The organism is Streptomyces sp. DvalAA-43 (assembly GCF_900091725.1).
Lineage (GTDB): Bacteria > Actinomycetota > Actinomycetes > Streptomycetales > Streptomycetaceae > Streptomyces > Streptomyces pulveraceus.
Genome location: NZ_FMBW01000079.1, coordinates 26,911 through 49,187 on the forward strand (window position 1 = coordinate 26,911; position 22,277 = coordinate 49,187).

The following is a 22,277-nucleotide window of genomic DNA, read 5'->3' on the forward strand; positions in this document are numbered from 1 at the left end:
CGGTGCGGCTCAAGACTGGGGCCCCACTGATCGGCCGCACCAGCCTTTTCCCTGCCGTGCTTGCGACATGTCGCCAAAACGACACGGCGCTCTCCATCGCACGTACCGGCACGGTCACCGGGGCCGAGCAGCCCCTCCTCGTCACCGGCACCGGCCTCGTCGCCCGGGACTTCGCCGGCCGAACCGGGCGCGGAGCCCGACGCCCTCCCCGCCCGGACGGGCCCGGGAACGGGGCGGGGAGGACCGCACCGGGCCATGCGCGGGTGCGCCCTCCCCACGCCCCGCCGGGGGCTCGTAGAATCGAGCCCACCATGGCTTACCTCGACCACGCCGCGACCACGCCGATGCTTCCGGAAGCGATCGAGGCGATGACCGCCCAGCTCGCCGTCACCGGCAACGCTTCCTCACTGCACGCCGCCGGGCGCCGGGCCCGCCGTACCGTCGAGGAGTCGCGAGAGACCCTCGCCGATGCCCTCGGCGCACGCCCCAGCGAGGTGGTCTTCACCTCCGGTGGCACCGAGGCCGACAACCTCGCCGTGAAGGGCCTGTACTGGGCCCGCCGTGACGCCGACCCCCGCCGCACCCGGGTGCTGGCCAGCCCCGTCGAGCACCACGCGGTGCTGGACGCCGTCGACTGGCTCGCCGAGCACGAGGGCGCGACCGTCGAGTACCTCCCCGTCGACGGATACGGCCGCGTCCACCCGGACGCCCTGCGCGAGGCGATCCTCCGTGACCCCTCCGATGTCGCGCTGGTCACCGTGATGTGGGCCAACAACGAGATCGGCACCATCATGCCGGTACGCGAACTGGCAGCGGTGGCCCGTGAGTTCGAGGTACCGATGCATGCGGACGCGGTGCAGGCGTTCGGGCAGCTGGAGGTCGACTTCGCCCGGTCCGGGCTGGCCGCGATGACGGTCAGCGGGCACAAGATCGGCGGCCCGTTCGGCATCGGCGCGCTCCTGCTCGGCCGCGAATACACCCCCGTACCCGTGCTCCACGGCGGCGGCCAGGAGCGGCACGTCCGCTCGGGCACCCTCGACGTGCCCGCCATCGCCTCCTTCGCCCTCGCGGGGCGGCTGGCCGCCGACGGGCGCGAGGAGTTCGCCCGCGAGATCGGCGGACTGCGCGACGCCCTGGTCGCGGCCGTGCTGGCGGCCGTGCCCGATGCCGTACTCGGCGGCGACCCGGCCCCCGGCGGCCGGCTCCCCGCCAACGCGCACTTCACCTTCCCCGGCTGCGAGGGCGACTCCCTGCTCCTGCTGCTGGACGCCCAGGGCATCGAGTGTTCCACCGGCTCCGCCTGCACCGCCGGCATCGCCCAGCCGAGCCACGTGCTCCTGGCCACCGGCACCGACCCGGACCTGGCCCGCGGCACCCTGCGCTTCTCGCTCGGCCACACCTCCACCAAGCAGGACATCGACGAGGTGGCCCGCGCGATCGGACCGGCGGTGGAACGGGCCCGTACGGCAGGACTCAGCTGACCCCGGAGACTCCGGCTGATCCGGGCCCGTCCGGCGACCGGGCGGGCCGCGCGATCACCGCTTCCGCGCCGCGCGGACCAGCTTCAGATACCGGTCCCAGTCCCAGTGCCCGCCCGGATCGGTGTGGTCCGTGCCCGGCACCTCCACGTGCCCGATGATGTGCTTCCGGTCCACCGGTATCCCGTACCGCCCGCATATCGCCGCCGTGAGCCGCGCCGAGGCCCCGTACATCGCCGCCGTGAAGTCCCGCGGCCGGTCCACGAAGCCCTCGTGCTCGATCCCCACACTGCGCTCGTTGTACGACCTGTTCCCCGCGTGGAACGCCACGTCCAGCTCACGGATCATCTGCGCCACATGGCCGTCCTTGCGCACCACGTAGTGGGACGCCGCCCCGTGTCCCGGGTCCTGGAATACCTTCACCGCGCTCTGGTAGCTGCCCTGGGTGACATGGATGACGACCCGGTCGATGGGGTAGTCGCCCGGCCGGTCGGCCCGCCGCCAGTTCGCCGAGGAGGCCGCTATCCACTGGGCGCGCGCGTAATCCACCTCGCCGGGTGTGCGGGGCTTGTCCACGCCCGGCAGCCGCCACCAGGCACGCTCCAGCTCTTCCCGCGCCAGCGCGGCGGCGCCCGCGGCCGTGACGGCGGCACCGATCAGCAGCCCGCGCCGGCTGATGCCGTGCCCGGACTTCGCGCCGCCGGAGCTCTTGGCGCCCGATGTCCCCTTGGTCCCCATGTGATCCACAACGCATATCCGAGAGCGTTCGGTTCCCGGCGCCCCGTACTCTGGTGGAGCTATGACTGAGACTTCCCAGCGCCCCCTCCGTGTGCTCGCCGCCATGTCGGGCGGTGTCGACTCCGCCGTCGCCGCGGCCCGCGCCGCCGAGGCGGGCCACGACGTGACCGGTGTGCACCTCGCCCTCTCCGCCAACCCGCAGTCCTTCCGTACCGGGGCGCGCGGCTGTTGCACGATCGAGGACTCCCGCGACGCCCGCCGCGCGGCGGACGTCATCGGCATCCCGTTCTACGTCTGGGACCTGGCGGAACGCTTCCGTGAGGATGTCGTGGACGACTTCATCGCCGAGTACGAGGCGGGCCGCACGCCCAATCCGTGCCTGCGCTGCAACGAGAAGATCAAGTTCGCCGCGCTCCTGGACAAGGCCCTCGCGCTGGGCTTCGACGCGGTCTGCACCGGCCACTACGCCACCGTCGTCCTGAACGAGGACGGCAGCCGCGAGCTGCACCGCGCCTCCGACATGGCCAAGGACCAGTCGTACGTCCTCGGCGTCCTGGACGAGAAGCAGCTCGCCCATGCCATGTTCCCGCTCGGCGACACCCTCACCACCAAGGACGAGATCCGCGCCGAGGCCGAGCGCCGGGGCCTCGCCGTCGCCAAGAAGCCCGACAGCCACGACATCTGCTTCATCGCCGACGGCGACACCCAGGGCTTCCTGGCGAGCCGCCTCGGCGGCAAGGCGGAGGGCGACATCCTCGACGAGTCGGGTACGAAGGTCGGCACCCACGAGGGCGCCTTCGGCTTCACCATCGGCCAGCGCAAGGGGCTGCGCATCGGCCACCCCGCCCCCGACGGCAAGCCGCGCTACGTCCTGGACATCTCCCCGGTGAACAACACGGTGACGGTCGGCCCGGTCGAAGCCCTGGACGTCACCGCCCTCACCGCCATCAAGCCCCGCTGGTGCGGCACGGCCCCGGCCGCCCCCGGCACCTACACCGCCCAGCTCCGCGCCCACGGCGGCGAGACCGAGGTCACGGCCGAAGTCGTCGACGGTACGCTGCACGTCACCTTCACCGAGCCGGTACGGGGCGTGGCCCCAGGCCAGGCGGTCGTGCTGTACGACGGCACCCGCGTGGTCGGCTCGGCGACGATCGCTACTACGGTGCGGCGGGAGACGGCGACGGCGGCAGCCTCCGGCTGACCGGGCCGGCCGGTCGCCGCGGCCGTTGCCGACCCGTATTGCCGTCCCCGCTCATGGGCGCGGCCCCTGGGCGCCCCGCGCGGTCGCGTCCGACCCCCGTACGGGCGGGACCGCGCGGGGCGGGTCATGGGTCAGGAAGCCTGACGCAGGGGTACGGACCTGGCGAAGAAATCCATGAGGACCGGGGCCACCGCCTGGGGGGCCAGTTCGCGGGTCTGGCCCGTCAGAGTGCGGTGGCGGGCCCGGGGGAGGGCCTCGGCGAGAGCGCGGGTGGACTGGCGGGCGGGGGTGGGGCTGGAGCCGCCGCAGATCACCAGGGTGCGCACCGTGACGGCGGCGAACCGGGCGGCCGGGATCGAGCCGTCGCCGAGCAGCGCGTCGTCGTACGCGAGGGTGTGCGCCATCGCCACCAGGTCGCTCCACAGCGGGGCGCGGCGCATCCGGGCGATCATGTCGGCCGGCACGCCCGTCACCGAGAGGAACAGCTCCACGGCCCCCGCGCGGTCGCCGGTGGACAGCAGCCGGTGCAGCCGGGAGGTGCAGCACGCCTTGTACTGGAGGCCCGAGGCGCCCGGCGTGTACGGCGGCTCGTACACCGCCAGCAGGTCCACGGGGAGCCCGGCCGCCTGTGCCTCCAGGGCCAGCGCCCCGCCGGCCCCCATGCCGAACACCGAGGCCCGGCCGCCCACCGCGGTGACGAGCGCGGCCAGGTCCTCGATCTCGCGTTCCACCGCGTACGGGCCGCTGTCGCCGCTGGAGCCGCGGCCGCGCCTGTCGTACGTGACGACGTGGAACCGCGGCGCCAGCAGACGCGCCAGCGGCGCCTCGGTCGCCGCCGTGCCCAGCGAGCCGCCCACCAGGATCACCGGAGGGCCTTCGCCCCGGTGCCGGTACGCGATCATCGTGCCGTCGCGGGAGAGAATCTTGTCCATGCGAGGGTGGACCGCCGGGCCCGCCGAAACTCATCGCTCCGGCCGGAGTTTTTTTGAGATTCTTCAACGCCCCAGGTCAGGGACACTTTTGAGGTTCAGTCGGTGACGGTCTCGGTGTCGTAGAAGCAGAAGTGGTCCTTGATTGCGGCGACTTCGGGCTTCGGCTCCGGGTAGGCCCAGACGAGGTCCGCGGTGTCCGGCAGCGACCAGTAGGAGGCATCTCCCTTGAACGGACAGTGGGTACGGGTGTCCGAGGCCGTCAGGAGTTCCGTGCGGACGTCCTCCGGCGGCAGGTAGTAGCGGACCGGGCAGCCCGTCTCGCGCAGGACGAGCGGGCGCCGGCTCTCGGCCAGTACCTGCCCGTCGCGGACCACACGTACGTGCGCGGTGCCGGGCTCGACCGTGATGAGGTGTCCTGGTGAGGAGGTCATATCCCGTACAGCCGGATCGCGGAGCGGTTTCTTCCCGGTTCCTGCTCCCCGTTCCTTCCCTCGGCCCCGGGGTCGGCCCCCCGTTCCCGCGCGGTGGCCGGGTGTGTCGGTGGTGGCCTTTACGGTGGTCCCATGAAGATCTGTGTTTTTCTCTCCGCGGCCGACCTCGACGAGCGCTACACCCGGCCCGCCCGTGAATTCGCCGAGCTGCTCGGCAAGGGCGGCCACACCCTGGTCTGGGGAGGCTCGGAGAGCGGGCTGATGAAGGTCGTCGCCGACGGGGTCCAGGAGTCGGGCGGGCGGCTGGTGGGGGTGTCGGTCGACTTCCTGGCCGCGAAGGCGCGTACCAACGCGGACGAGATGGTGATCGCCCGCGACCTCGCCGAGCGCAAGGCGCTGCTCCTGGAGAAGGCCGACGCGGTCGTGATCATGGTCGGAGGGACCGGGACGCTCGACGAGGCGACCGAGATCCTGGAGCTGAAGAAGCACGGGAAGCACGACAAGCCCGTGGTCCTGCTCAACACGGCGGGCTTCTACGACGGGCTGCGCGAACAGTTCCAGCGCATGGAGGACGAGGGCTTCCTGCCCGTCCCGCTGACCGATCTGGTGTTCTTCGCCAAGGACGGCGTCGGCGCCCTGGCCTACCTGGAGGAATGGTCCGGCCTGCAGTGACGGGACGGCGGGGTGCGATCATGAGGGGCATGTCCACTCATGTCATCACCGGAGCCGGCTCCGGCATCGGAGCCGCTGTCACCCGCCGTCTGCTGGAGCGCGGTGACGAGACCGTGCTGCTCGCCCGCGACGCGGGCCGCGCCAAGGAACTGGCCGCGCTCCACCCCGGCGCCCGCACGCTCGTCGGCGACCTCGCCAATCCGGACCGGCTGTCGTGGGCGTTCGCCCAGCAGGCCATGCCGGAGCGGGTCGACTCGCTGCTGCACATCGCGGGCGTCGTGGAGCTCGGCAAGGTCGGCGACCTCACGCCCAAGGCCTGGCACTTCCAGCTCAACGCCAACCTGGTCGCGCCCGCCGAGCTGACCCGGCTCCTCCTGCCGCAACTGCGCGTATCCCAGGGCCAAGTGCTCTTCGTGAACTCGGGCGCCGGCCTCGCCGCGCATGCCGAGTGGAGCGCGTACGCCGCGAGCAAGCACGGCCTGAAGGCCCTCGCCGACTCGCTGCGCCACGAGGAGCACGCCAACGGCGTCCGGGTGACCTCCGTCTACCCGGGGCGTACCGCCAGCCCCATGCAGGCCAAGGTCCACCAGCAGGAGGGCAAGGAGTACGACACCTCCCGTCTGATCGACCCGGAGTCGGTGGCCACCACGATCCTGATGGCCCTCGACCTGCCGCGCGACGCCGAGGTCAACGACCTGACGGTGCGCCCCGGGCGCTGACCCGGCGCGGGCCGGGCGGCGTCGCCTCCGGAACAACGCCCCGCGGGACAGCCCTTACGCTTCCCGTGTGAGCGAGAAGAGCAAGTTCAGCGGTTGTCCGGCCACCGGGATCGGGTCCATGCCCGGGGGAGACGCCCGGGAGGCGGCGAAGACCGTCACCGGCTCCTTCGGGGACGGCGAGGGCCTGCCGTATCTGGCGGAACTGCCCGCCCGCGGTCCCGGCGCGGACATGATCGGGCGGACCATCGGGCTGCTCGTCGACCTGTACGGGCACGTCGAGCCCAGCGGCTGGCGGATCAGCGACCGGCCCGGCCGCGACACCCGCCGGGCCAGGTCCTGGCTGGGTGAGGACCTCGACGCCCTGGAGGAGTTCACCCAGGGGTACGAGGGGCCGCTCAAGGTCCAGGCCGTCGGGCCGTGGACGCTGGCCGCCGCACTGGAACGCCGGGGCGGCGAGGCGGTGCTCGGCGACCCGGGGGCCTGCCGCGACCTGGCGGGCTCCCTGGCGGAGGGGCTGCGCGCACACCTCGCGGAGGTGCGGCGCAGGGTGCCCGGCGCCGACGTGATCCTCCAGCTCGACGAGCCGTCGCTGACCGCCGTACTGCGCGGGCGGGTCAGGACGGCCAGCGGCTACCGCACCTACCGGGCCGTGGACCGCCAGGTCGTGGAGGGCACCCTGCGCGATGTCCTGGCGGCGGGCGGGGAAGCGGCGACGGTCGTGCACACCTGCGCGCCCGAGGTCCCGTTCGCACTGCTGCGCCGGGCCGGGGCCGACGGTATCTCGTTCGATTTCTCCCTGCTCACCGAGCGTGAGGAGGATGTGATCGGTGAAGCCGTCGAGGGCGGCACCCAGCTCTTCCTCGGAGTGGTACCGGGCACCGACCCGGCCTCGGGCGGATTGTCGGACCCGGGCGGTAGCGTCATGGGGGTCAGGACGCTGTGGCGCAGGCTGGGGCTGAATCCGGGGACTCTGACGGAGTCCGTGGTGATCACCCCGTCGTGCGGGCTCGCGGGTGCCTCGCCCGCGTACGCGCGCGCCGCGCTCGCCCACTGCGCTCGGGCCGCGAGATCGCTCGCAGACAACCCTGAGTAACGGGGCAATGGGTAACGGGAGGACGAGACGATGGCCGGCGAACAGCAGACGGCGATGCCCGCACAGGTCCAGGAGCGGCACGCGCTCCTCGCCGAGCAGGTCGAGGAGCACCGCTTCCGGTACTACGTGAAGGACCAGCCGGTCGTCAGCGACGCCGAGTTCGACCGGCTGATGCGCGAGCTGGAGGACCTGGAGGAGACGTATCCGCAGCTGCGCACGCCGGATTCGCCGACGCAGAAGGTCGCGGGCCCGTACCGGACGGAATTCACCTCCGTCGAGCACCGCGAGCGGATGCTCTCGCTGGACAACGCCTTCGACGACCTGGAGCTGGCCGCCTGGGGCGAGCGGATCGCCAAGGACGTCGGCACCACCGACTACCACTTCCTGTGCGAGCCGAAGGTCGACGGCCTGGCGGTCAACCTCACCTACGAGCACGGGCGGCTGACCCGGGCCGCCACCCGCGGCGACGGCCGCACCGGCGAGGACATCACCCCCAACGTCCGTACGATCGCCGAGATCCCGCACCGGCTGAAGGGCGACCGGGTCCCGGCGCTGGTCGAGATCCGTGGCGAGGTCTTCTTCCCGATGGAGGCCTTCGAGGAGCTCAACGCCCGGCTCGTCGAGGCCGACGACAAGCCGTTCGCCAATCCGCGCAACGCGGCGGCGGGTTCGCTGCGCCAGAAGGACCCGAAGGTCACCGCCACCCGCCCGCTCCACATGGTGGTGCACGGCATCGGCGCCCGCGAGGGCTTCGACATCGACTGCCTCTCGCACGCCTACGAGCTGCTGCACGAATGGGGCCTGCCCACCGCCAAGTACAACAAGGTGGTGGATTCCCTCGACGGGGTACGGGAGTTCATCAGGTACTTCGGTGAGAACCGGCACTCCGTGGAGCACGAGATCGACGGAGTGGTCGTCAAGCTCGACGAGATCCCGCTCCAGGGCCGGCTCGGCTCCACCTCGCGCGCCCCGCGCTGGGCGATCGCCTGGAAGTACGCCCCGGAGGAGGTCAACACCAAGCTGGTCAACATCCGGGTCGGCGTCGGCCGGACCGGCCGGGTCACGCCGTACGCCCAGGTCGAGCCGGTCGAAGTGGCGGGCTCAGAGGTGGAGTTCGCCACCCTGCACAACCAGAACGTGGTGAAGGCGAAGGGCGTCCTCATCGGGGACACGGTGGTGCTCCGCAAGGCGGGCGACGTGATCCCGGAGATCCTCGGCCCGGTCGTCGACCTCCGCGACGGCACCGAGCGGGCGTTCGTGATGCCGACGCACTGCCCGGAGTGCGGCACGGAACTGAAGCCCATGAAGGAGGCGGACGTCGATGTCCGTTGCCCCAACGCGCGGTCCTGCCCGGCCCAGCTCCGGGAGCGCATCGCCTATCTCGCGGGCCGCAAGTGCCTCGACATCGACCACTTCGGCTATGTCGCCGCCGCGGCCCTCACCAAGCCGCTGGAGCCCGCCGATCCGCCGCTGCGCGACGAGGGCGATCTGTTCGGGCTGACCGTCGAGCAGCTGCTGCCGATCCGGGCCTATGTCCGGGACCAGGACAGCGGGCTGCCCAAGCGCGACCCGAAGACCGGCGAGGAGAAGACCGCCTGGGTCTTCGCCAACCAGCAAGGTGAGCCGAAGAAGAACGCCCTCGCCATGCTCGACGCCATCGCCGCGGCCAAGGAGGCACCGCTCGCCCGGATCCTCACCGGGCTGTCCATCCGCCATGTGGGCCCGGTCGCCGCCGCCGAACTGGCCCGTCAGTTCCGCTCCATGGACCGGATCGACGAGGCGTCCGAACAGGAGCTGATCGAGGCCGACGGGGTCGGGGACATCATCGCCGCATCGGTGAAGCAGTGGCTCGCCGAGGACTGGCACCGGGAGATCCTGCGCAAGTGGCGCGAGGCCGGGGTCCGGATGGAGGACGTGGGCACCGGCGAGGACGAGGGGCCGCGTCCGCTCGAAGGGCTGACCGTCGTCGTCACCGGCACGCTGACCGGCCACACCAGGGATGGCGCGAAAGAGGCGCTCCAGAGCCGTGGTGCCAAGGTGACAGGTTCCGTTTCGAAGAAGACCTCCTTCGTGGTCGTCGGCGACAACCCCGGTTCCAAGTACGAGAAGGCCATGCAGCTGAAGGTTCCGGTACTGGACGAGGACGGCTTCGCCGTACTGCTCGAACAGGGTCCGGACGCGGCGCGCGAGGCGGCGGTGCCGGCCGAAGAACCGGCGGAATAGGGCAGATCCCCACCAGGGACCGGCGGAACCGAGCAGATCCGGCCATGGACCGGCGGAACCGGGCGGTCGGCGGACGGGCGACGAGACAGGGCGGCGGAAAGGGATGCGGGGGGACAGACGGGGGCAACTCTTCCGCCCCGCGGCCGGTTCACCCGATCGGCGCATAGCAGATGCTGACGGACGGTCGGTCCGCATTCGGGCAAGAGCGTCAGAGCGCTGCCCGTAGGAGCCATCCGCGGCCTACTGTTGATACGTGCACCTGCCGTGCCCGGCCGCGGGGTGGGAAACCGGGTCGTGGCGGCATGGAACGGAACCATCAGGTGACATCGGCACCGCCGGCTGTGAGAGGGACGGAATGAAACCGACCGAGAGCGCCGCACCGGTGTCGCGGCTGCAAGGTTTCGTCGGCCTCACGCCAAAAGTGGGTGCCGTTGTCATCGCGATCGCCGTTGTCCAGATCGCGACCGGTTTCTATCGGACCGTGAGCGAAGGACACGCGCTCTTCCCCGACGGCAGAGCCGGCTGGTCCCTCGCCGTCCTGACCGGAATCATCGTCGGCCATCTCGTCGCGCTCGGACGCGACCGCTGGTGGGGCGGCACCGGCTCCGGGGCCTCGCTCACCCTGGCGGTGCTGCTGCTCTACGGCTGGGTGCCCGCCGCGCTGGTCAGCCTGGTCGTCGTCGTCCTGGTCGGCGTCGCCCGCAGACACCGCTGGTGGCAGGGGCTGCTGCACGGCGCGGTGGACATCCTGGGGATAGGCGCGGCGGCCCTGGTGCTCGCCGCGTTCGGTGAGGTGCAGACCGTCGAATCGCCCTGGCGGCCACTCGACTGGGGCATCGACGCCGTCCCCGGGGTCCTGCTGGCCGCCTCCACCTACCTCCTGGTCACCCGGGTCCTGCTGTGGTACGCGCAGGCACCCCAGGGCGGCGGCGGGCTGCCGACCATCGCCCGCACCGCCCTGCTGCGCCAGGGCCTCGTCGCGGTCGCCCTGCTCGCCATCGCACCGCTGATCTGCGTCGTCGCGATGGCCACCCCCCTGCTCCTGCCGCTCTTCGCCGTCCCGCTGATCGCTCTGGACTCCGCGCTCTGGATCGCCCGTGCCCGTGCCGAGGAGCAGCTGCGCGACCCGCTGACCGGGCTGCCCAACCGGCAGTGGCTGCTGGAGCGCACCTGGACGGCCCTGGAGGACGCCGAGTCCGTCGGGGCGAGAGCCGCTCTGGTCCTGATCGACCTCGACCGTTTCCGCGCGGTCAACGACACCCTCGGCCATCTGGCGGGGGACCGGCTGCTGTTGCAGATAGCGGAACGCCTCCGCCTCGCGCTGCCCCGGGGCGCGGAGGCCGCGCGGCTCGGCGGCGACGAGTTCGCGGTGCTCCTGCCGACCGCCGACTCCACCACCAGCGCCCAGCGGGTCGCCCGCCATCTCGTCGCCGAGCTGTCCTCCCCGCTGGACCTCGACGGGCTGACCCTGGTGCTGGAGGCCAGCGCCGGGGTCGCCGTCTATCCGGACCACGCGCTGGACGCCGAGGGGCTGCTCAGGCGCGCGGACGTGGCGATGTACCAGGCCAAGCGGGACCGTACGGGCGTCGAGGTCTACGAGTCGAAGCGGGACAGCAACACCCCCGACCGGCTCGGCCTCCTGGGTGATCTGCGCCGTGCCCTGGACGCCGGTGAGGTCGAGCTGCACTACCAGCCGAAGGTCCGCTTCGACGGTCAGGTGGCCGGTCTCGAAGCCCTGGTGCGCTGGGTGCATCCGGAACGCGGCAGGGTCCCCCCGGACGAGTTCATCGCCATCGCCGAGTCGTCCGGCCTCATGCCGCACCTCACGGAGTACGTCCTGGAGACGGCGCTGGCCCAGGTCGCCCGGTGGCGGGCGCAGGGGCTCTTCGTCCCGGTCGCGGTCAATGTCTCGCCGCGCGACGTCCACACCCCCGGGTTCGCGGGCGGCGTCGCGGCCCGGCTCGCCCGGCACGGCGTCCCGGCCGGGGCGCTCCAGCTGGAGATAACGGAACACGTGCTGCTGGAGGACCCGCAGCGCGCCGCCGACACGCTTGCCGGGCTGACCGGGCACGGCGTGAAGATGTCCCTCGACGACTTCGGTACGGGGTACTCCTCGCTCGTCCATCTGCGGCGGCTGCCGGTCAGCGAGCTGAAGATCGACCGCTCGTTCGTGGCCCGGCTGGCCGTGGACAACGAGGACGCGGAGATCGTCCGCTGCACGATCGACCTGGCCCACTCGCTCGGCCTGCTGGTCGTCGCGGAAGGGGTCGAGGACGACGAGACCTGGGAGCGGCTGCGGGATCTGCGCTGCGACGCGGTGCAGGGGTGGCTGGTCGCCGCCGCGATGCCGCCGCTGGAGACCACGGCCTGGCTGCGGGCGCGTGGCGAGCACGGCTGGCGGCGCCCCGCCGAGCTGGCTGCCGCGGCGGCAGCCGCCGCGGCAGCGGCCGGCATCCAGCCGGAGCTGGAACAGCGCCCGCCCGGACGACCGGTCAACTCACGGCCCGCGACGACCTGAGGGCACGAGGACTGAGGCCGCGGCGGCCTGAGCACGTGGCGGCCCGAGCCCGCGCCGACCTGAGCCGTGACGGTCGTGGGCGCCTTCAGTGGGTGGACGCGAAGTGGCCTATCAGTAGGGCCAGGCGGCGGTCGTGGGCCTCCGGTGGGAGGCGGTCGCTGCGGGTCAGCGTGGCCAGACCATGGAGGCTCGCCCAGTACGTCTCCGTGAGCAGGACCGGATCGTCGCCGTCCACGGCCATCGGCTCGACGGCCAGGCGCAGCTCGTCGAAGGCCTCGTGCAGCGCTGCCGGTGCCTCGGGTGTGGCGAACGGCAGATCCACCGCGTGCGTGAACATCGCGTCGTACAGCGCGGGCCGTTCGCGCGCGAAGTCCGTGTACGCCCGGCTCAGCGCGGCCAGCGCGCCCCGCTCGTCCTTCGCCGCGGTGCGAGCCGCCCGTAGCGCGGTGGCCAGCTCGCCGCAGCCCTCCACCGCGACCGCCGCCATGATGGCGTCCCTGCCCTTGAAGTGGCTGTAGAGGACCGGCTGGCTGTACTCGACCTCGGAGGCGAGCCGGCGCGTGGTCACCGCGCTCCAGCCTTCCGACTCCGCCAGCTTCCGCGCGGCCGTCACGATCAGCTGCTCCCGCTCCGCCCGCTCGCGCTCCCGGCGCGTCCGAATAGTCATGCGAGAAATTCTAGCAGCGCTAGCGAATCTGTCGGAGCTTCTGCTAGCTTCGCTCTTGTTGCTAGCGGCGCTAGCAACGGTGGTCCGTGAGGCCGCCCCGTGCAATCGCCCATGAAGTCGTCCGGTGCGAAGCCGTCAGAAGCCAGGAGTCCTGCCATGACTGTCGCCGCGTACACGCTCGCCGTGGTGCTCGACCTGTTCGTCGTGTTCATCGGAGCCCGCTTCCTGCTCCGGCCCCTGCCCTCCGCCGCCGGATACGGAGTCCCCGCCAAGGCGGACGGGGACCGCGCGTACCTCACGGTCAAGGGGCTCAGGGACCTCACGTTCGGCCTGCTCGGCCTGGCGCTCCTCGCGTTCGCCGGTGCGCGGGCCGAGGCGTGGTACATGCTGCTCGTGGCGCTGGTGCCGCTCGGCGACACGCTCATAGTGCTGCGCCACGGCGGGACGAAGGCGGTCGCGTACGGCATCCACTTCGCGACCGCCGTCGTGGTCCTCGTCAGCGCCGGCCTGCTGTTCGCCGTCTGAACCCCCGGTGCGTGCGGGAGCGCCGCCGCAACCACTACCCGGACAGCGCGGTGCGGGAGAAAAGACGCCGAGGAGCCCCTCCGGGGGAAACCGTTTAGGGGCCATGCCTCCGGGCCCCATAGGATTGGGGGTCGGCGGCACACTTCCACCTGCCGCCGGCCCCCGGCCACAACCACACACCAACCCCTGAGGATCGCTGCATGCCTGGCATCACGCGCGAGGAGGTCGCCCACCTCGCCCGGCTGGCGCGTCTGGAGCTGAAGGGCGAAGAGCTCGATCACTTCGCCGGTCAGCTCGACGACATCATCGGCGCGGTCGCCCGCGTCTCCGAGGTCGCCGACCAAGACGTACCGCCGACCTCCCACCCGCTGCCGCTGACCAACGTCATGCGCGCGGACGAGGTCCGTCCGTCGCTCACCCCCGAGCAGGCGCTCTCCGGCGCCCCGGCCCAGGAGCAGCAGCGTTTCAAGGTGCCGCAGATCCTGGGGGAGGACTAAACAGCCATGACGGACAACAGCACCATCATCAAGCTCACCGCCGCCGAGATCGCCGCAGGGATCGCCTCCGGCGAGCTCACGGCCGTCCAGGTGACCGAGGCCCACCTGGCCAGGATCGACGCGGTCGACGAGAAGGTCCACGCCTTCCTGCACATCGACCGCGAGGGCGCCCTCGCGCAGGCCCGCGCCGTCGACGCCAAGAAAGCGGCCGGTGAGAAGCTCGGCCCGCTGGCCGGCGTCCCGCTCGCGCTCAAGGACATCTTCACCACCGAGGACATGCCGACCACGGTCGGTTCCAAGATCCTCGAAGGCTGGATCCCGCCGTACGACGCGACCCTCACCAAGCGGCTGAAGGCCGCCGACGTCGTCATCCTCGGCAAGACCAACATGGACGAGTTCGCCATGGGGTCCTCCACCGAGAACAGCGCCTACGGCCCGACCGGCAACCCCTGGGACCTCACCCGCATCCCGGGCGGCTCCGGCGGCGGTTCGTCCGCCGCGCTCGCCGCGTACGAGGCCCCGCTCGCCATCGGCACGGACACCGGCGGCTCCATCCGCCAGCCCGCCGCCGTCACCGGCACCGTCGGCGTCAAGCCCACCTACGGCGGCGTCTCCCGCTACGGCATGGTGGCCTTCTCCAGTTCCCTGGACCAGGGCGGCCCCTGCGCCCGCACCGTCCTGGACGCGGCCCTGCTGCACGAGGCGATCGCCGGGCACGACCCGATGGACTCGACGTCCATCGACGCCCCGGTCCCGCCGGTCGTCGAGGCCGCCCGCAACGGCAGCGTCGAGGGCATGCGCGTCGGCGTCGTCAAGCAGTTCGCCGGTGAGGGCTACCAGGCGGGCGTCGTCCAGCGCTTCAACGAGTCGGTCGAGCTGCTGAAGTCGCTCGGCGCCACGATCGTCGAGCTGGACTGCCCGTCCTTCGACCTGGCCCTGTCGGCGTACTACCTGATCGCGCCGTCCGAGTGCTCCTCCAACCTGGCCCGCTTCGACGCCATGCGCTACGGCCTGCGCGTCGGCGACGACGGCACGCGCTCCGCCGAGGACGTCACCGCGCTCACCCGCGAGGCCGGTTTCGGCGACGAGGTCAAGCGCCGCGTCATCCTCGGTACGTACGCCCTCAGCTCCGGCTACTACGACGCGTACTACGGCTCGGCGCAGAAGGTCCGCACCCTCATCACGCAGGACTTCGCGAAGGCCTTCGAGCAGGTCGACGTCATCGTCTCCCCGACGACGCCCACCACCGCCTTCCCGATCGGCGAGCGCGCCGACGACCCGATGGCGATGTACCTCGCGGACCTGTGCACCATCCCGACCAACCTCGCGGGCAACTCCGCCATGTCGCTGCCCTGCGGCCTGGCACCCGAGGACGGCCTGCCGGTCGGGTTGCAGATCATCGCCCCCGCCATGAAGGACGACCGTCTCTACAAGGTCGGAGCCGCCGTCGAGGCCGCCTTCGTGGAAAAGTGGGGTCACCCGCTGCTGGAGGAGGCTCCGTCGTTGTGAGCGCACTGACCAAGGCCAAGGGCTTCAAGAAGTCCAAGACCGGTACGTACCTGTCCATCGGCACCACCGCCTTCGGGGCGGTCGGTGTGCTCAAGCAGGCCAGGAAGGCCCGCTACGAGCACGACACGCTGCGACTGATCGACGCCGTTGTCTCCGCCGCCGCCATCGCCACCGGTGTCGCCCTGCTGCTGCGCGAGCTCAAGCGCCTCGGCGACGACGACGTACTGCTGGGCTGAGAGGGAAGTTTCACCGTGACTGTCACCGACCTGGTGTCGTACGAGGACGCGCTCGCGTCCTACGACCCCGTCATGGGCCTGGAGGTCCATGTCGAGCTCGGCACCAAGACCAAGATGTTCTGCGGCTGCTCCACCGAGCTCAAGCAGGACGCCAACTCCCAGACCTGCCCGGTCTGTCTCGGCCTGCCCGGCGCACTGCCGGTCGTCAACGAGATCGGCGTCGAGTCCGCCATCAAGATCGGCCTCGCGCTGAACTGCGAGATCGCCGAGTGGTGCCGCTTCGCCCGGAAGAACTACTTCTATCCGGACATGCCGAAGAACTTCCAGACCTCCCAGTACGACGAGCCGATCGCCTACAACGGCTATCTGGACGTCCAGCTGGAGGACGGGGAGATCTTCCGGGTGCAGATCGAGCGCGCCCACATGGAGGAGGACACCGGCAAGTCGACCCACGTCGGCGGTGCCACCGGCCGTATCCACGGCGCGTCCCACTCCCTGCTCGACTACAACCGCGCGGGCATCCCGCTCATCGAGATCGTCACCAAGCCGATCGAGGGCGCGGGCGCACGCGCCCCCGAGGTCGCCAAGGCGTACGTCGCCGAGCTCCGCGAGCTCATCAAGGCGCTCGGCGTCTCGGAGGCCCGCATGGAGATGGGCCAGATGCGCTGCGACGTCAACCTGTCGCTGCGCCCCCACGGCACCGAGACCTTCGGCACGCGCTCCGAGACGAAGAACGTGAACTCGCTGCGTTCCGTCGAGCGCGCCGCCCGCTTCGAGATCCAGCGCCATGCGGCGGTGCTGTCCTCCGGCGGCACGATCGTGCAGGAGACCCGGCACTTCCACGAGGAGGACGGCTCGACCACGGCCGGCCGCATCAAGGACAACGCCGAGGACTACCGCTACTTCCCCGAGCCCGACCTGGTGCCGGTCGCCCCGGCCCGCGAGTGGGTCGAGGAGCTGCGCAAGGGCCTCCCCGAGCTGCCCCGGCTGCGCCGGTCGCGGCTCAAGGAGGAGTGGGGTGTCTCCGAACACGACATGCAGTCCATCCTCAACGCCGGCGCGGTCGACCTGATCGTCGCCACGACCGACGCGGGCGCCCCCTCGGACCAGGCCCGCAAGTGGTGGATGGGCGAGCTGGCCCGTAACGCCAACGAGACCGCCCGCGGCCTCGACGAGCTGCCGATCACCCCGGCGCAGGTGGCCAGGGTGGCCGAGCTCGTCGCCTCGGGCGACCTCAACGACAAGCTGGCCCGCCAGGTCATCGAGGGCGTCCTCGCGGGCGAGGGCGACCCGGACACCGTCGTCGAGAAGCGCGGCCTGAAGGTCGTCTCCGACGAGGGCGCGCTGTCCACGGCCGTCGACGAGGCCATCGCGGCCAACGCCTCCATCGCGGACAAGATCCGCGGCGGCAAGGTCGCGGCGGCGGGCGCGCTCGTCGGCGCGGTCATGAAGGCCACCCGCGGCCAGGCGGACGCGGCCCGGGTGCGTGAGCTGATCCTGGAGAAGCTCGGCGTCGAGGGCTGATCCACCAGGCCGTACGTCCCCGAAGGGGCGGTGCACCCGCAGGCCGGGCGCACCGCCCCTTCGGCAGCTGAGGGGGTGTTGGACTTCCCGTACGACCTGTTGGACGTTCACCACGGAGCCGTCCGGAATCCTTCCGCGCGCCACCCGGCTTGATTAGTTTCCCGGCTGTACGACAGGACTCGGGAGGCTCAACTTGACCACGGACATTTCACGGCGACGGCTCTTCGCTCTCGGCGGCGGTGCTCTCGGCGCCGCGGCAGCGGGGTCGCTGCTGCCGCCGTCGCTGCAGGCCGCGATCGCCGCGCAGCCGGCACACTCGGCGGGGTCCGGAGGCCGTGACGGGCTCGGAGCCATCAAGCACGTGGTGATCCTGATGCAGGAGAACCGTTCCTTCGACCACTACTTCGGGACGCTCCGGGGCGTACGCGGCTTCGGTGACCGCAACGCCGTCGAGCTGCCCTCGGGCAAGCCGGTCTTCGAGCAGCCCGCACCGCTGGGCGCCTCCGTGCTGCCGTTCCCGGTGCGCGACGCCGCCGAGACACAGAAGAAGGACCTCCAGTACATCGGCGCGCTCGACCACTCCTGGAGCGGTGGCGGCAAGGCGTGGGCCGGCGGGTGGATGAACGGCTGGGTGACCGCGAAGACGGCCGCCACCATGGCGTACTACGACCGCCGCGACATCCCGCTGCACTACGAACTCGCCGACACCTTCACGGTCTGCGACGCCTACCACTCCTCCATCCACTCCTCGACCAGCCCCAACCGCAACCACCTGTGGAGCGGGAAGACGGGCAACGAGCCCAACGGCAAGCGGGCCGTCGGCAACGACGCGTACGACGAGGGCACCCACCCCGGCTACGACTGGGGCACCTACGCGGAGCGGCTGGACAGGGCCGGGCACAGCTGGCGCACGTACACCGAGTGGGAGAACTTCACCGACAACCAGATCGAGTTCTTCGCCACCTTCAAGGCGATCGCCCGCAAGGCGCTGGCGAAGACCGGCGGCCACACGTACATGGAGTCGTTCTACTCCGTGGTGCGGGACGCGGACGCCGCGGAGCGGGAGCGGCTGTTCGGCCTGCTGGAGGAGGGTGTCGCCACCCTGAACAAGACCGAGCGCCGCCTCTTCGAGAGGGCGCTGCGCCGGGTGGAGACCGGGACGCTGGCCGACGAGTTCGCCAAGGACGTGGCGGCGGGCACCCTGCCCGAGGTCTCCTACCTGGTGCCCTCCGCCGTCGACTCCGAGCACCCGAGCGTCTCCTCGCCGATCCACAGCGCGACGATCGTCTACAAGGTCCTGGACGCGCTGGGCAAGCACCCCGATGTGTGGCGGCACACCGCGGTCTTCATCAACTACGACGAGAACGACGGCTTCTTCGACCACGTGCCGCCGCCGGTCGCCTCGCCCGAGGTGACCGAGGAGCAGTGGGAGGGCAAGCCCACCGGCCTCGGCATGCGGGTGCCGATGCTCGTCGTGTCGCCGTGGACCATCGGCGGCTACGTCTGCTCCGAGGTCTTCGACCACACCTCCGTGATCCGCTTCCTGGAGCGCTGGACCGGAGTGAAGGAACCCAACATCGGCCACTGGCGGCGCACTGTCACCGGCGACCTGACCTCGGCCTTCGACTTCACGCGCGCACGCCGTCGCCCCGAGGTGGAACAGCCGGGCGCCATCCCGCCGTTCAGCGGACGCTGGGCGCCGAAGCCGCCGGCCGTGCAGCACATGCCCGAGCAGGAGCCCGGCGCCCGCCCGGCCCGCGCGCTGCCCTACCAGCCGGACGCGCAGGCGAAGCTGGTGAACGGCGCGGTGCGGGTGGCCCTCAGCAACACCGGGCGCTCCTCGGCGCACTTCGCGCTGTACCCGTACGCGGGCGAGTTCCCCGTGCCGCAGCACCGGGACGTGAAGCACACGGCGCAGTGGACGGTGCCGGTCAGCGGAGCCGCGTACCGGTTCACCGTGACGGGGCCGAACGGCTTCCGCCGCGAGTTCGCCGGGTCCGCGAAGAACGGCGCCCCGGCCGAGGTCGCCTCGCGGGTCGACGCCCATGAGCGCGACCTCCACCTCACGCTGCGCAACACGGGCCGCACCACGCTCACCTTCACCGTGCGCCCGCTGGGCTACGTGGACGAGGCGGACCTGCGGGACTGGACCCGGACCGTCAAGGTCAAGCCGGGACGCAGCCGCACGGTGGTGCACTCGGCGGCCGACGCGCACGGCTGGTACGACCTGGCCGTCACCGTCGACGGGGACGACGTCTTCCGGCGCCGGCTGATGGGCCACATCGAGAACGGCCGGGCGAGCGTCTCGGGCTGACCGGGGACGCCGGGGCGCCGTGGACCGTCGTACGGCGCGGCGCCCCGCCGCACGCCACTGTGAGTAAGGCCACGAAAGGGACAAAGGATCACGTTCGGCTGCCAGAGTGACGGTTCTCAGGTCATGCGTTCTCTGCGGGTAATTCATCTTTTATACCGGCAAGGGGCCACGAACCAGCAGGGAGCACGTCCGTTGGCTGCCATCGCCCGCTGGTGCATCAGGCACCGCCTTCTCGCCGTTCTCCTCTGGCTGCTCGCCCTCGGCGGCACGGCCACCGCGGCGGGCCTCGCGGGTTCCGCGTACTCCAACGACTACGAGGTGCCCGGTACGGAGTCCGGCCGGGCCGCCGATCTCCTCAGGAACGGCTTCACGGATCTCGGCGGTGACACCGACACCATCGTCTGGCACACCTCCGACTCCACCGTGCGGGCCGACGACGTCCGCCAGACGATGACCCGGACCCTGCACGCGGTCGAGGAACTGCCCGGGGTCGGCGCGGTCACCGGACCGTACGGGGCGTCCGGCGCCGCACAGATCAGCGGCGACGGACACACCGCCTACGCCGCGATCACCTTCGACCAGCGGGTCGAGGACATCCCGTCGCAGCAGGTCAGGGCCGTCGTCGACACCGCCCAGGCGGCTGCCGGGGACCACCTCCAGGTGGAGCTGGGCGGCCCCGCCGTCGCCCTCACCGAAGCGCCCTCCGCCCATCTCAGCGAGGTCGTCGGAGTCGTCGTCGCGGCGGTCGTCCTCTTCCTCGCCTTCGGCTCGCTCGCCGCCAGCATGCTGCCCATCGCCACCGCTCTCGTCTCCGTCGGCACCGCCTACGCGGGCACCGTCCTGCTCGGCCATCTGATGACCGTCGCCGACTTCGCCCCCATGCTGGGCATGCTGATAGGGCTCGGAGTCGGCATTGACTACGCGCTGTTCATCGTCACCCGGCACCGCAGAGGACTGCGCAGGGGCCTCTCCGTCACCGAGGCCGCGCAGAACGCCGTCGCGACGACGGGCCGCGCCGTGGTCTTCGCCGGGGCCACCGTCTGCGTCGCGCTGCTCGGCATGCTGATCCTGCGGCTCGGGTTCCTCAACGGTGTGGCGATCGCCGCCTCGCTCACCGTCGTCCTGACCGTGGCCGCCTCGGTGACCCTGCTCCCGGCCCTGCTGTCGTTCATCGGCACCCGGGCGCTGAGCCGGAGCGAGCGCCGGCGGCTCGCCGAGCACGGCCCGCGACCCGAGGTGCCCACGGGCTTCGCCGCCCGCTGGTCCGCCTTCGTCGAACGCCACCCCAAGCTGCTCGGGGCCCTGGCCGCCGTGGTGATGCTGGTACTGGCGCTGCCCACCTTCTCCCTGCACCTGGGCACCTCCGACCAGGGCAACAACCCCGCCTCGTCGACCACCCGCAAGGCGTACGACCTGCTGGCCGACGGATTCGGCCCCGGTGTCAACGGGCCGCTGACGATCGCCGCGCGGCTGGACGGCGCGGACGACCGGCTCGCCATGGACGGCCTGCCCGCCACGCTGCGGTCCACCGAGGGCGTGGCCTCGGTCGGCCCGGTCACGTACAACAGCAGCGGTGGTACGGCCTTCGTCACCGTCGTACCGACGTCGTCGCCGCAGTCCCAGCAGACCAGCGCGCTGGTGGACCGGCTGCGCGCCGAGGTCCTGCCGCGGGCCGGGGAGAACACCTCGCTCAAGGCCCATGTCGGGGGAGTGACCGCCGGCTACGACGATTTCGCCCGGATCATCATCGGTAAACTCCCGCTCTTCGTCGGGGTGGTCATAGGGCTCGGCTGTCTGCTCCTGCTGCTGGCCTTCCGGTCGATCGGCATTCCGCTGAAGGCCGCCGTGATGAACGTGGCCGCCGTCGCCTCCTCGTTCGGAGTCGTCGTCGCGATCTTCCAGTGGGGGTGGGGGAGCGAACTGCTGGGGCTCGGCAGCGCGGGGCCCGTCGAACCGTTCCTGCCGGTGATCATGGTGTCCGTGCTCTTCGGGCTGTCGATGGACTACCAGGTGTTCCTGGTGGGGCGGATGTACGAGGAGTGGCTGGAGACCGGGGACAACCGGCGGGCCGTCCGGGTGGGCCTGGCCGAGACCGGCCGGGTGATCAACTCCGCGGCCGTGATCATGATTTCGGTCTTCCTGGCGTTCGTCCTCAGCGGGGACCGGGTCATCGCCATGTTCGGCATCGCGCTCGCCGCGGCCGTCCTGCTGGACGCCTTCGTCCTGCGTACGCTGCTGGTCCCCGCGCTGATGCATCTGCTGGGCGGGGCGAACTGGTGGCTGCCGCGCAGGCTGGACCGGCTGCTGCCGCGGATCAGCATCGAGCCTCCCGAATCCGGATCCGGGCTGCCGCATGCGAAGATCCCGCAGGCGGCGCAACCGGTTCCGGTGGCGCAGGCGATGGAAGCGGTTCGAGAAGGAGCATGATGTTCGCGATATCCCTGGGTGACGACGGAGCGGAACTGCGTCCGCTGGAGATCTGGCAGGCGCAGGAGTTCCTCGACCACATGGACCGGGCCCGGGAGTCCATCGATCCGTGGATCCCCTTCGCCTCCTTCGCCACCGACCTGGACTCGGCGCGTGCGCTGCTGCGGAAGTACGCGGACAAGCAGGCGGCGGACGAGGGACGGATCTACGGCATCTGGCTGGAGGGCGCACTCGTCGGCGGTGTCATGTTCCGGGTCTTCGACGCGGAGTCGGGGAACTGCGAGATCGGCTGCTGGCTGGAGCCGGCGGGCCAGGGGCGCGGCCTGATCACCCGGGCGGCCCGCAAGCTCATCGACTGGGCCTTCCGGGTGCGCGGCATGCACCGCGTGGAGTGGGACGCGTCCGCCGCCAACACCGCCAGCATCGCGGTGGCCCAGCGGCTCGGCATGACGCGCGACGGGGTGCTGCGCCAGAACTACCTGTACCGGGGCGAGCGGCACGACTCGGAGATCTGGTCGTTGCTGGCCCCGGAGTGGGGGGCGCGGCAGGCCTGAGACGGGATCTCCGGCGCCG

19 protein-coding genes are annotated in these 22,277 nt (G+C 71.4%); 15 read left to right on the forward strand and 4 right to left on the reverse strand.

Annotated elements, in window-relative coordinates; translation table 11 throughout:
* Nucleotides 1-311 precede the first annotated feature (311 nt).
* Nucleotides 312-1,481 (forward strand): cysteine desulfurase family protein, encoded by a 1,170-nt coding sequence (locus GA0115234_RS33455; protein ID WP_093549256.1) that lies wholly within the window; start codon nucleotides 312-314, stop codon nucleotides 1,479-1,481.
* A gap of 54 nt (nucleotides 1,482-1,535) precedes the next feature.
* Here the strand turns inward: GA0115234_RS33455 and GA0115234_RS33460 are convergent, their stop codons facing one another.
* Complete coding sequence (locus GA0115234_RS33460; RefSeq protein ID WP_093549258.1) at nucleotides 1,536-2,216, reverse strand: N-acetylmuramoyl-L-alanine amidase; 681 nt, start codon at nucleotides 2,214-2,216, stop codon at nucleotides 1,536-1,538.
* A 61-nt stretch (nucleotides 2,217-2,277) separates the two neighbouring features.
* Here GA0115234_RS33460 and mnmA point away from each other — a divergent pair, with 61 nt between their 5' ends.
* Nucleotides 2,278-3,417 carry a tRNA 2-thiouridine(34) synthase MnmA gene (mnmA, locus tag GA0115234_RS33465; RefSeq protein ID WP_093549260.1) on the forward strand — a complete coding sequence of 380 codons (1,140 nt, stop codon included), beginning with the start codon at nucleotides 2,278-2,280 and terminating at the stop codon, nucleotides 3,415-3,417.
* Between the two features lie 131 nt (nucleotides 3,418-3,548).
* Here the strand turns inward: mnmA and GA0115234_RS33470 are convergent, their stop codons facing one another.
* Nucleotides 3,549-4,349 (reverse strand): alpha/beta fold hydrolase, encoded by an 801-nt coding sequence (locus GA0115234_RS33470; protein ID WP_093549261.1) that lies wholly within the window; start codon nucleotides 4,347-4,349, stop codon nucleotides 3,549-3,551.
* Between the two features lie 95 nt (nucleotides 4,350-4,444).
* Nucleotides 4,445-4,780 (reverse strand): DUF427 domain-containing protein, encoded by a 336-nt coding sequence (locus GA0115234_RS33475; RefSeq protein ID WP_093549263.1) that lies wholly within the window; start codon nucleotides 4,778-4,780, stop codon nucleotides 4,445-4,447.
* A 132-nt stretch (nucleotides 4,781-4,912) separates the two neighbouring features.
* On the opposite strand from GA0115234_RS33475, the gene GA0115234_RS33480 reads away from it, so the two are divergent.
* From GA0115234_RS33480 to GA0115234_RS33500, 5 genes are all read left to right on the forward strand, one after another.
* Entirely contained in the window at nucleotides 4,913-5,452 is a 540-nt protein-coding gene (locus tag GA0115234_RS33480; RefSeq protein WP_093549265.1) for an LOG family protein, read from the forward strand.
* A 29-nt stretch (nucleotides 5,453-5,481) separates the two neighbouring features.
* Nucleotides 5,482-6,171 (forward strand): SDR family oxidoreductase, encoded by a 690-nt coding sequence (locus GA0115234_RS33485; RefSeq protein WP_161275709.1) that lies wholly within the window; start codon nucleotides 5,482-5,484, stop codon nucleotides 6,169-6,171.
* Nucleotides 6,172-6,238: 67 nt separating this feature from the next.
* Complete coding sequence (locus GA0115234_RS33490; RefSeq protein WP_093549267.1) at nucleotides 6,239-7,264, forward strand: methionine synthase; 1,026 nt, start codon at nucleotides 6,239-6,241, stop codon at nucleotides 7,262-7,264.
* Nucleotides 7,265-7,294: 30 nt separating this feature from the next.
* Complete coding sequence (ligA, locus tag GA0115234_RS33495) at nucleotides 7,295-9,487, forward strand: NAD-dependent DNA ligase LigA (RefSeq protein ID WP_093549268.1); 2,193 nt, start codon at nucleotides 7,295-7,297, stop codon at nucleotides 9,485-9,487.
* Between the two features lie 355 nt (nucleotides 9,488-9,842).
* Nucleotides 9,843-12,005, forward strand: a complete 2,163-nt coding sequence (locus tag GA0115234_RS33500) for a putative bifunctional diguanylate cyclase/phosphodiesterase (RefSeq protein ID WP_093549270.1) — start codon at nucleotides 9,843-9,845, stop codon at nucleotides 12,003-12,005.
* A gap of 85 nt (nucleotides 12,006-12,090) precedes the next feature.
* Here GA0115234_RS33500 and GA0115234_RS33505 read toward each other — a convergent pair whose 3' ends face one another.
* Nucleotides 12,091-12,672 (reverse strand): TetR/AcrR family transcriptional regulator, encoded by a 582-nt coding sequence (locus GA0115234_RS33505; RefSeq protein ID WP_093549272.1) that lies wholly within the window; start codon nucleotides 12,670-12,672, stop codon nucleotides 12,091-12,093.
* Between the two features lie 156 nt (nucleotides 12,673-12,828).
* On the opposite strand from GA0115234_RS33505, the gene GA0115234_RS33510 reads away from it, so the two are divergent.
* The 8 genes from GA0115234_RS33510 (at nucleotide 12,829) to GA0115234_RS33545 (ending at nucleotide 22,258) form a co-directional block, all read left to right on the forward strand.
* Nucleotides 12,829-13,197, forward strand: a complete 369-nt coding sequence (locus GA0115234_RS33510) for a DUF4267 domain-containing protein (protein ID WP_093549274.1) — start codon at nucleotides 12,829-12,831, stop codon at nucleotides 13,195-13,197.
* A 200-nt stretch (nucleotides 13,198-13,397) separates the two neighbouring features.
* Nucleotides 13,398-13,694, forward strand: coding sequence for an Asp-tRNA(Asn)/Glu-tRNA(Gln) amidotransferase subunit GatC (gene gatC / locus GA0115234_RS33515; RefSeq protein ID WP_015036350.1), 297 nt, complete (start codon nucleotides 13,398-13,400; stop codon nucleotides 13,692-13,694).
* A gap of 6 nt (nucleotides 13,695-13,700) precedes the next feature.
* Complete coding sequence (gatA, locus tag GA0115234_RS33520; protein ID WP_093549276.1) at nucleotides 13,701-15,203, forward strand: Asp-tRNA(Asn)/Glu-tRNA(Gln) amidotransferase subunit GatA; 1,503 nt, start codon at nucleotides 13,701-13,703, stop codon at nucleotides 15,201-15,203.
* Nucleotides 15,200-15,439, forward strand: a complete 240-nt coding sequence (locus tag GA0115234_RS33525; RefSeq protein ID WP_093549278.1) for a hypothetical protein — start codon at nucleotides 15,200-15,202, stop codon at nucleotides 15,437-15,439. Before gatA ends, GA0115234_RS33525 begins: the two co-directional genes overlap by 4 nt.
* A gap of 15 nt (nucleotides 15,440-15,454) precedes the next feature.
* On the forward strand, nucleotides 15,455-16,963 hold the full coding sequence (gene gatB, locus GA0115234_RS33530; RefSeq protein ID WP_093549280.1) for an Asp-tRNA(Asn)/Glu-tRNA(Gln) amidotransferase subunit GatB: 1,509 nt from the start codon (nucleotides 15,455-15,457) through the stop codon (nucleotides 16,961-16,963).
* A 193-nt stretch (nucleotides 16,964-17,156) separates the two neighbouring features.
* Nucleotides 17,157-19,277 (forward strand): phosphocholine-specific phospholipase C, encoded by a 2,121-nt coding sequence (locus GA0115234_RS33535; RefSeq protein WP_093549282.1) that lies wholly within the window; start codon nucleotides 17,157-17,159, stop codon nucleotides 19,275-19,277.
* A 192-nt stretch (nucleotides 19,278-19,469) separates the two neighbouring features.
* Nucleotides 19,470-21,704, forward strand: a complete 2,235-nt coding sequence (locus GA0115234_RS33540; protein ID WP_093549284.1) for an MMPL family transporter — start codon at nucleotides 19,470-19,472, stop codon at nucleotides 21,702-21,704.
* Entirely contained in the window at nucleotides 21,704-22,258 is a 555-nt protein-coding gene (locus tag GA0115234_RS33545) for a GNAT family N-acetyltransferase (protein ID WP_093549286.1), read from the forward strand. The genes GA0115234_RS33540 and GA0115234_RS33545 overlap by 1 nt, the downstream gene beginning before the upstream one ends.
* Nucleotides 22,259-22,277: the final 19 nt, after the last annotated feature.